This window comes from bacterium (assembly GCA_021108215.1).
Classification (GTDB): Bacteria; Oederibacteriota; JAAXVQ01; order JAAXVQ01; family JAUVAV01; genus JAIORK01.
The window spans coordinates 1-9,310 of sequence record JAIORK010000053.1 but is presented as its reverse complement, the minus strand read 5'-3'; the positions used below and the strand labels follow the sequence as shown (position 1 = coordinate 9,310).

At 44.6% G+C, this 9,310-nt stretch carries 5 protein-coding genes; all 5 read left to right on the top strand.

Annotation, left to right across the window (positions count from 1 at the left end):
* Positions 1-215 precede the first annotated feature (215 nt).
* The 5 genes from K8S19_12670 to K8S19_12650 all read left to right on the top strand — a co-directional run bounded on the left by K8S19_12670 (position 216) and on the right by K8S19_12650 (position 9,257).
* On the top strand, positions 216-3,344 hold the full coding sequence (locus K8S19_12670) for a T9SS type A sorting domain-containing protein (protein MCD4814530.1): 3,129 nt from the start codon (positions 216-218) through the stop codon (positions 3,342-3,344).
* 186 nt (positions 3,345-3,530) lie between these two features.
* The gene (locus K8S19_12665; GenBank protein ID MCD4814529.1) at positions 3,531-4,208 is read left to right on the top strand and encodes a hypothetical protein; all 678 of its coding nucleotides are present in this window, start codon (positions 3,531-3,533) and stop codon (positions 4,206-4,208) included.
* Between the two features lie 19 nt (positions 4,209-4,227).
* The gene (locus K8S19_12660) at positions 4,228-4,863 is read left to right on the top strand and encodes a hypothetical protein (protein ID MCD4814528.1); all 636 of its coding nucleotides are present in this window, start codon (positions 4,228-4,230) and stop codon (positions 4,861-4,863) included.
* Positions 4,864-4,890: 27 nt separating this feature from the next.
* Positions 4,891-5,994: a T9SS type A sorting domain-containing protein gene (locus K8S19_12655; GenBank protein MCD4814527.1), complete on the top strand. Its 1,104-nt coding sequence runs from the start codon at positions 4,891-4,893 to the stop codon at positions 5,992-5,994.
* 245 nt (positions 5,995-6,239) lie between these two features.
* Positions 6,240-9,257 carry a T9SS type A sorting domain-containing protein gene (locus K8S19_12650; protein ID MCD4814526.1) on the top strand — a complete coding sequence of 1,006 codons (3,018 nt, stop codon included), beginning with the start codon at positions 6,240-6,242 and terminating at the stop codon, positions 9,255-9,257.
* Positions 9,258-9,310 lie beyond the last annotated feature (53 nt).

Below are 9,310 nucleotides of genomic sequence, written 5' to 3'. Positions count from 1 at the left end.
CCTCCACTGCATGACTTAAATATATTGGGGGTTGACATTACCCATAGATAGGGGCACAGCAGCTTGTCCGGCGTATGCAGGATGCTGTGCCCCTACGGTCTTTCGAAATATAAACCTTTCCGAAATCTAATTCTTAAAAAAAAATAAAAAAACTAATATTATAATGTTTTGATGACTCTAATTTTTGGTAGAAAAAGTGTTTAATGGGGGGGATTATGATAAAAAGCGTGGAAAAATCAGTTTTAACAGGTATTTATTCAAATAACCATATAATGCTTTTTTTATTGGGTATTCTGTTAATTTGTCCGTATCAGGCTGTAGCCGTAGCAACGGATACCCCAACCCCAACACCCACGATTACACGAACCCCAACACTAACGCCAACACCGATTCTAACCCCGACTCCAGTTCAATATCCTGATGGGAAAATACATTTTGAAAAAAATAAACTTCCTGGAAGCATGATTCTAAACAATGATGTTATACATGGAGATATGGATAATGATGGTGATATGGACTTTGTGGCGGTCAATGCAATGTATCAATTTGGTGATGAGCATATTGCTTGGTGGGAAAACAATGGTTCACAGGAATTTACAAAGCATGTAATTGCCACAGTGACTTCCGGATACGCGGTTGACGTGGGTGACATGGATTCAGATGGAGATTTGGATATTTTTACTGCAGAGCAGAAACTTCGCTGGTGCGAGAATAATGGCAGCGGTTCATTTACTGTGCACAATATTGATACAAATTTTAATGCAAATGACGTACATGGCGAAGATGTTGATGATGATGGCGACATGGATTTAATTGCCACTGCGAAAGCTGGTACGAATCAAATTGCTTGGTATGAAAATGATGGTTCGGAAAATTTCACTAAACATATTATCGAATCTATTGCAGATCCTACGACGGCTATACCAGTTGATTTAGATGATGATGGGGATATTGATATTGCAGCGTACGCTTATCAACCGCGTGATTTTATGTGGTATGAAAATGATGGTTCGGAAAATTTCACCAAGCATTTTATTGCAGATATCGCGTATCCTTGCGAAGCCTTGAAAGCTGCCGACTTAGATCAAGATGGTGATGTTGATCTGGTTATGCCGAACTATTGGTATGAAAATGATGGTTCGGAAAATTTTACCCAGCAAATAATTTATATAGGTAGCTTTAGCGGGCATGGAGTATGGGTAGCTGATATTGATAAAGATGGTGATTTAGATACGGCTGCAGTTGCCAGTGCACAAAATACAGTAGCCTGGTTTGAGAATAATGGTTCGCAGAGTTTTACCAAGCATGATATCTACACAGATTTTGAGAATGCTTATGCAATTGGTGTAGCTGATATTAATAATGATTGGGCACCGGATATCTACGCTTGTGCCTGGAATGATAGGGATGTTTCCTGGTGGGATCATAGGGTTGTTTTTATTCAGGATGACTTTAATGGCAGTACAGGAGAAATGCCTTCAGGTTGGCAAGATGAAAAAGTAAATGCAGCTCATAATGCAAATATTTATTATTCTGAGAATCCATCGAAAGCAATGATTAAACGAACTGCAGATAGTACCTGGGGAAAAGTACTGTCGCCATTATTTCAATGCGACACACAGTATTACGATACCATCGAGATTGATGTTGCCAGTGTTTCAGCATCGACTGGTTGGAAACTCGGGATCCAAGAATTAGACTCGCCCTATCGTCATTGGGACATTAGCACCACCAGTGGTGCTACCGGCATATTTTCTTTTGATTACCAGAGTATTACCGGTTTGACTGGCGAAAAACAATTGGCAGTTGAGATCGTCATTGAAGGTGCTGCCGGCACGAGTGTTGAAGTGAATCAACTACGGGTACGAAGTGCATATTATACCGCCACGCCAACTCCATCTGCGACACCCGTTCCGGATTATTTGGGGTTTGATCATTTTATAGGCAATGCTGGTCAGCAAGTTACAAATTGGTTGGATGAGACACAAAATGGCAACTTTAATGCAGAAATTAACTATGCAACAAATTATTCGCACGCCCAGATAGTCAGGACGGCGGATAGTAGTTGGGGGAAAGTGCTTACCACAAGTTTTACTGGTAATGTAGATACTTATCCTATGCTTGAATTAGAAGTGGAAAGTATTGATGTTGATGCAACTTGGAAGGTAGGGATTCAAGAAGCTGAGGGTTCATGGAATTATTGGAATCTTAATAGCAGCAGTGCTGATACCGGTATCTTTATTTTTGATTATAAAACAGCAACCGGTTGGAGTGGTAGCCATACCTTCCAAATTCAGATAGTTCTGGAAGGTGCAAGTGGTAAAGCGATGTTGCTGGATTATATTCGCTTAAGCCAAACAGGCGCGGTCTCTACGAATACCCCCACCCCAACCAATACACCGACCCCATCAAATACTTATACAGCGACTCCGACGCCTACACCTGCGAATGCCTGGATTGAAGAATTTGATGGTCCGGATGATCAACAACCTAGCGGCTGGTTGGATGAAACTGATGATTCGAATTTTAATGCTGAGATTCTTAACTATCATCCTTCAGCAACCCTTGCGTATGTGGACCGCACCGCTGAAGATGTTTGGGGTAAGGTTTTATCTGCTGTTATCACTTGTGATACCAGTACTTTCAATACGCTTGAAATCAATATTTACTATGTCTCTGCTAGCGCGACCTGGAAGATAGGCGTACAAGAAGAGGGGGGGGCTTGGCAATATAAAGATATGAATACCAGCACAAATAATTCTGGGACTTTAAGTTTTGATTATGCTACCGAGATGGGTTGGAGTGGAACAAAAAGTTTTAGAGTTCAGATAGTGGTTGAAGGCGATCCGGGAGAGAGCGTTCATTCTGATTGGGTGCGTATCTGTCGTGAAGGGAGTGTTCATGGTGCGTCGTTTAATGGAGCATATGTATGTCGGACCCAAACGCCAACCCCGACCCCGACACCAACTAGTACAAAAACACCACAATCACAGAGTACACAGGTAGTTAATACTACAACACCGACATTTACGCCTACTGTAACCCCGACGCCTTATCTTGCTGCTAATAAAGTCCTGCCATACCCGAATCCCGCGCGCGGTAAGGTGAACTTCGCCTATACCATCAGCGGTGCAGGCAAAGTGGTCATTGACATCTACAAGCTGACCGGTGAGCGCGTGGCCAATATTACCGAGCATGTTAATGGCGGCACGGGTCAGACGTTGAGCACGGCCTGGAACGCCGTCAATGTGGCACCGGGTATTTATTTCTGCCGGATTGTGATTACGGATGCAAGCGGGAAAGTGATCTTGAATCAGAAGAAGAAGGTGGCGTTAATTAAGTAGGGAATGGTCGCGACCATTCCCTACGAACTTTGTATGGTGCACGACAAGATTGCAGGGGCGTATGACAATACGCCCCTGCAATTTTTTCTGTATTCATCGTGGTATAGGATTAAAAAAAAAATGAAATAAAATTGATTGAAATGTCATCAAATGTATAGAAGTCATTTTTAATAAAGAGGGTTTGTTATGACGCAGAAAATATCCGTTGTCATGGGAATCGTGGTCTTGCTCATGGGGAATGCGGGACTATGCACTGCGGCGGAAATTTTGAAAAATGGTTCTTTTGAAGGCTATCCGATTGTTTTCAGTGTGTCTGCAGATCCGATTGACCTCGTGGCGTTTATAGATCCGGTGGCGTTTCATCGGGCAGGGCCCGCTATGGATGTTTTTTCCAATCAAGTACAGGGACACCCGCGTTGCACCATTGAGAGTCGGGGATATGCCACAGTTCATTTTACGGTTCATGCGAATATGGAAAGCATATTGGGAGGTTCTGGATGGATTATGGGAACGACGCTCGATGATGTTGGCCTGGACCAATGCGTTGTTGCAGCTATTTTCACACAACCTTTAACCTTGGCTGATGATCCAAGTGGGGTCTATGCACGTGATCTTAATCTGCTGGATTTTGCTGACAATGATGTGATTGGCCCGATGGGAAAGACGGCTACGACGGATGTTCTTGCACGGGACAATAGCGCTCCGGATCCGGATGATGAGGAATATGTTAAGGGATACAATGTGACACCTTGGCCGGATTATGCCATCCGGAGTCTTCGTTTCTTGTTCCGGATGCCATATGGGTGGATGGGGCCGGTTGAGGATCAAATGCTGGTCATAACAATTGGTGCTGTGGTTGATTGAGATCAAGGGAGGCCAGTGGATGAAATGGTATAGCCTGACAATGATCATGATGTTGATGTTTGCGCAGATCTATACAATTTCTGATGCAGCAACGACAACAATTGATTATCCTATTGTTGTCAGCGTTGCGATGGATCCAATTGATTTGGAAGCAGTAACTGAGTCCATGCATTTTGGGGCAGTCGGGTTAAATGAGACGGTTTTTTCAAATCAACCGGGCGGTAATCCTCGCTGTACGATAAGGAATGCCGGATATGCGGATGTTGATTTTTCCGTATCTGCCAGTATTTCAGGCGGGTGGGAGCTGGGGACATCGATTAATGATGTCGGATTGAATCGATGTGTTATTGCTGGGATTTTTACATATCCGGTCACGACAATGGACGCGCCGGGCTATTCCCGTGATTTGGTTGCAGAAGATTTCGGGGATAACGACGTCTTGGGGCCGGTGGCGATTACGGCCACAACTGATCAGCTGGCGCGTGATAATGCGTTGTCTGATCCCGATGATTATGAAACGTTTAAGGGCTATCATGTTTTGGCTATTCCCAACCAGGATATCCGTAGTTTGCGGTTTATGGTCAAAACACCCATTGAGGATACTACGTATACACAACAATTTTTTAATATTGTTATTGGCGCGAGTATTGATTAAAAGCGGTTATGAAATAGTGAGGCGAAAATGATAAGGAAAAAATTATTCCTGTTCATCATCGGATTGATAGTGCTTTTTCCTTCCATTATGGAGAGTGCAGTTGTTTACCTTGAATGGCAGATTGGCATTCGCATTGCACCCACCACCACCATTACAGCTTCGGCAACGATAACACCGACCCTGTCCAATACTGCAACGGTGACGCTGACACCTACCATTACGCAAACAGTGACGATCACACAAACCGCTACCGTTACACCTACGGGTGTGCCTGTGCAATTATGGCATGAAGAATTTTTATATTCTGATGATGATCCGCCATCTATTCCTGGAAGCCAACCACCTGAATGGTGCGATGAAAGTGAGGATGCCAATCACCATACTGAATTTGTCTATTCCGAAACCGATGGTTTGGCGGTGATTTCAGTGAAAACAGGAGAATCATGGGGAAAAGTCGTATCCTGGCATCGGGAAATCAATGTAGATCTATATCCATATTTACAGGTCAGCGTACCACAAATCAATGCTGGTAGATTGCGTGTTGGTGTATTCCGGCAACCCTGGGAAGAGCATCTGGCATTCTGGATCGAAAGTCCGGGGATCTATCATTATGATATCCGTGAACTGACGGGTTGGAATGGCATTCAATCACAAGCCGGTGTAGAGATTGTGATTGAAGGTGTCAATGCATCAGTAGTGGTGGATACTATTTTGATATCCGGGTATGTCCTGCCCACAGCTCTATTGACTTTAACGCCAACCGCGACGCCAACCCCTACAGCCATATCTCAGAGTACCACCCAGTTGGATACTGCAACCGTAACACTGACCCCGACTTCTTATGTATCAAAGGGTGCGGTGTTGCCATATCCGAATCCGGCCCGCGGTAAGGTGAACTTTGCCTATACCATCAGCGGTGCAGGCAAAGTTGTCATTGATATCTACAAGCTCACAGGTGAGCGCGTGGCCAATATCACCGAGCACGTGAACGGCGGTACGGGTCAGACTTTGAGCACAGCCTGGAATGCGGTTGATGTGGCGCCGGGCATCTATTTCTGTCGCATTGTGATCACAGATGCAAGCGGCAAGGTAGTGCTGGATCAGAAGAAGAAGGTCGCGTTAATAAAATAACCATGTACCACGTGGGGTGCATGGTAAATCGTAGGGGCGGATCCATGTATCCGCCCGATGGATTCGTGGTGTATGAAAAGACCGTAGGGGCACAGCGCGCTGTGCCCCTACGGTCTTTTGAAATATAAACCTTTCCGAAACATAATTCTTTCAAACAAAAAATAAAATAAAAAACTAATAATAAAATAAATATCCGACTCTAAATTTATAGTAAGAAAAATCATAAAATAATTTTCGGGGGAATCATGCACAAATTCATAAAAAAATATTTTTCTGCTGTCATAAGTTTCGTTGTTTTATCAGTACTATCGGTTGTGCTGGTCATGCCGGTGATGGCAACACCGCCGGTGGTAATAGAATTTGAGAAACGGACGGTTGAGAACAATGTGGATGGACCGATTGAAATATGTTCTGTGGATTTGGATAGTGATGGCGATATTGATATAATCAGTATCGTAGAAGGTGCGGTTTATTGGTGGGAAAATGATGGTGCTGGAAATTTTACAATGCATCTGGCCTTGAACCATGGAGGACTTGGTGATGCTATAGATGTTGGCGATATGGATGGTGACAATGATATTGATATAGTAGTTGGAGGGCGTAGGATAGTTGGGGGGTATGGCAGCTCAAACTGGCTCGAAAACGATGGCTCTGAAAATTTTACGCTCCGTTTATTCCCGATAATAGAAAGTGCAGTGCTAAATATTATCGTTTCTGATATTGATCTAGATGGTGACTTGGATGTGATTTATCAAGCATGGAACGAGGCAGATCTTAAAATATTTGTGAATAATGGTACGGGTTATTTCACTCGGGATAATATTCCCTTGGGGAATAGACGTCCTTTTTGTTTTGATACTGGGGATATGGATAATGATGGGGATATAGACGTGGTTGCCGGCGCAGTGGATGTGGAAGAGATTATTATTGGTGAATACCTTGCTTCTATTGATAACTATACGCCAAGGGTGGTGGACACGAATTTTATTGATCCGACGGATGTTGTAGTCGTGGATCTTGATCAAGATAATGATATGGATATCCTGGCCACATCCGAAGGATTGGATCAAGTTGTCTGGTATGAAAATAATCTATCTATGAGTTTTACCAAACATGTGATTACCAGCAACTTTGATGGTGCGCAAGCAGTGGTGGCAGTCGACATGGATGGTGATTCAGATTTAGATGTTTTGGCGTGTGCGAAAGTGGCAAATGATATTATCTGGTGGGAAAATGATGGCTCTGAAAATTTCACGCAGCATGTCATTGATGACAATTATGGCGGCATATTAGATGTTTTAGCTGCTGATCTGGATGGCGATGGTGATCCGGATGTGGCAGCTTCCACCTATGAGGGAGATAGAATTGACTGGTGGGAAAGCGGTCCTATGTACTGGAATCAGGATTTCACAGGAGGCACATCAGGTGTGCAACCTATAGGCTGGTATGATGAGACGGACGACAGTGTTCTGAATGCCCAAATCGTATATTCTGCCACAGCCGGTTTGGCGAATGTGAGTACAGTTTCAGGCGAATCCTGGGGAAAGGTTCTGTCTTTTTCGCAGGACATTAATGTGGACAATTACAGAATACTGGAAGTGACGATTGATTCCATTTCAAATGGAACAGTTAAAATTGCGGTTTTCAGCCAGACCAGTGGTTGGGAAGAATATATTTGTAGTTCTTCACTCTCGAGTCCGGGGACATATTACTATGACATCCCGACTGCCAGCGGCTGGAGTGGTGTAAAAAATATGGGTGTGGAATTGATCAGTGAAAGCGGAAGCGGTGTGGTTGTTATTGATCAAATTCGGATTCACAATGAAGGCATGCCTGCACCAACGCTTACACCAACACCGACTGAGACTCCTGATACAGGTGATGTGTGGAAGGACCATTTTGTAGGTACAACGGGAAACCAAGTAGTTAGTTGGGAAGATGAAACCAATAATACAAGTCACAATGCAGAGATTGCCTATGCAGCTGATTCTTTTGCAGAAATTACCTTGGCAACGGGTGAAACCTGGGGAAACGTTTTATCGCCAAGCCAGGCGGTGAACGTTGTGAGCTATCCTGCAGTCGAGGTCAATGTGAGTGGGATTTCATCAAGTACATCATGGAAACTGGGTATTCAGGAGACTGAGGGTAGCTGGCGTTTTTGGGATATCAGCGGCAGTATGACCGGTATCGGGACATTTGCTTTTAATTATTCAAGTATCACTGGATTAAGCGGGGCAAGCAATCTGGCGGTGGTGTTGACACTGGAAGGTGGAACAGGTGCATTCATGGAGATGGATTATGTGCGTATTACTGACAGCACCGGGCTGCCAACACCAACGCCGACACCGACCGCCACACCGAGTAATGCATATTTTACTGGTTTTGATGATGTGAACGGTTGGTTGGACGAAAGTGATGATAGTAGTTTTAATGCATATATTACGCGTATTGGTACAACGGTCTCATACGCAAAAATTGATAGAATAGGAGCAGAGACGTGGGGCAAAGTGCAATCGCCTTTGATTACCTGCGATGTGGATACATACAGTTTTGCTGAATTGCAGGTTGTGTGGGTTGATACGGATACTTCCTGGAAAATTGGTATCCAGGAAGAAGGGGGGAGTTATATTTATTTCGACCTCTCCGGGAGCCAGACCGGTACAGGCACATTTGAATATGATTTTGCCACAGCTACCGGCTGGAGCGGGATACATACCTTCCGCGTACAGTTGGTGGTCGAAGGTGTATTCAATAAAGAAATTCATGTGGACTGGTTGCGAGTGGGAGGGGATGAGACAGTCATGGGTTCCTCGGTGGTGGTATCCTCGCCAACGCCAAGTACTTCAACGCCGACTTTGACGCCAACGAAAACGCCGAATGTAACCATGACATTGACACCAACACCGCAGGCGACATCGCAGCAACCGGATACAGCCACACCGACCCGGACAATGACCGCGACACCGACGCCTTATCTCGCTGTCAATAAAGTCCTGCCATACCCGAATCCTGCCCGCGGTAAGGTGAACTTTGCCTATACCATCAGCGGTGCAGGCAAAGTTGTCATTGATATCTACAAGCTGACTGGTGAGCGCGTGGCCAATATCACCGAACATGTCAATGGCGGCACAGGTCAGACATTGTCCACGGCCTGGAATGCGGTTGATGTGGCCCCGGGTATCTATTTCTGCCGGATCGTGATTACGGATGGGAGCGGCAAGGTGATCCTGAATCAGAAGAAGAAAGTTGCGTTAATTAAATAGTGACTAATGTCACCCAGGGTCCTGGGGTAAAATAAGCATCCAGGGGGTGACGT

Excerpts from the sequence above, each read along its gene's own strand:
- K8S19_12670 (MCD4814530.1), top strand. The coding sequence starts at position 216 with ATGATAAAAAGCGTGGAAAAATCAGTTTTAACAGGTATTTATTCAAAT.
- K8S19_12660 (MCD4814528.1), top strand. The coding sequence starts at position 4,228 with ATGAAATGGTATAGCCTGACAATGATCATGATGTTGATGTTTGCGCAG.
- K8S19_12665 (MCD4814529.1), top strand. The coding sequence starts at position 3,531 with ATGACGCAGAAAATATCCGTTGTCATGGGAATCGTGGTCTTGCTCATG.
- K8S19_12650 (MCD4814526.1), top strand. The coding sequence starts at position 6,240 with ATGCACAAATTCATAAAAAAATATTTTTCTGCTGTCATAAGTTTCGTT.
- K8S19_12655 (MCD4814527.1), top strand. The coding sequence starts at position 4,891 with ATGATAAGGAAAAAATTATTCCTGTTCATCATCGGATTGATAGTGCTT.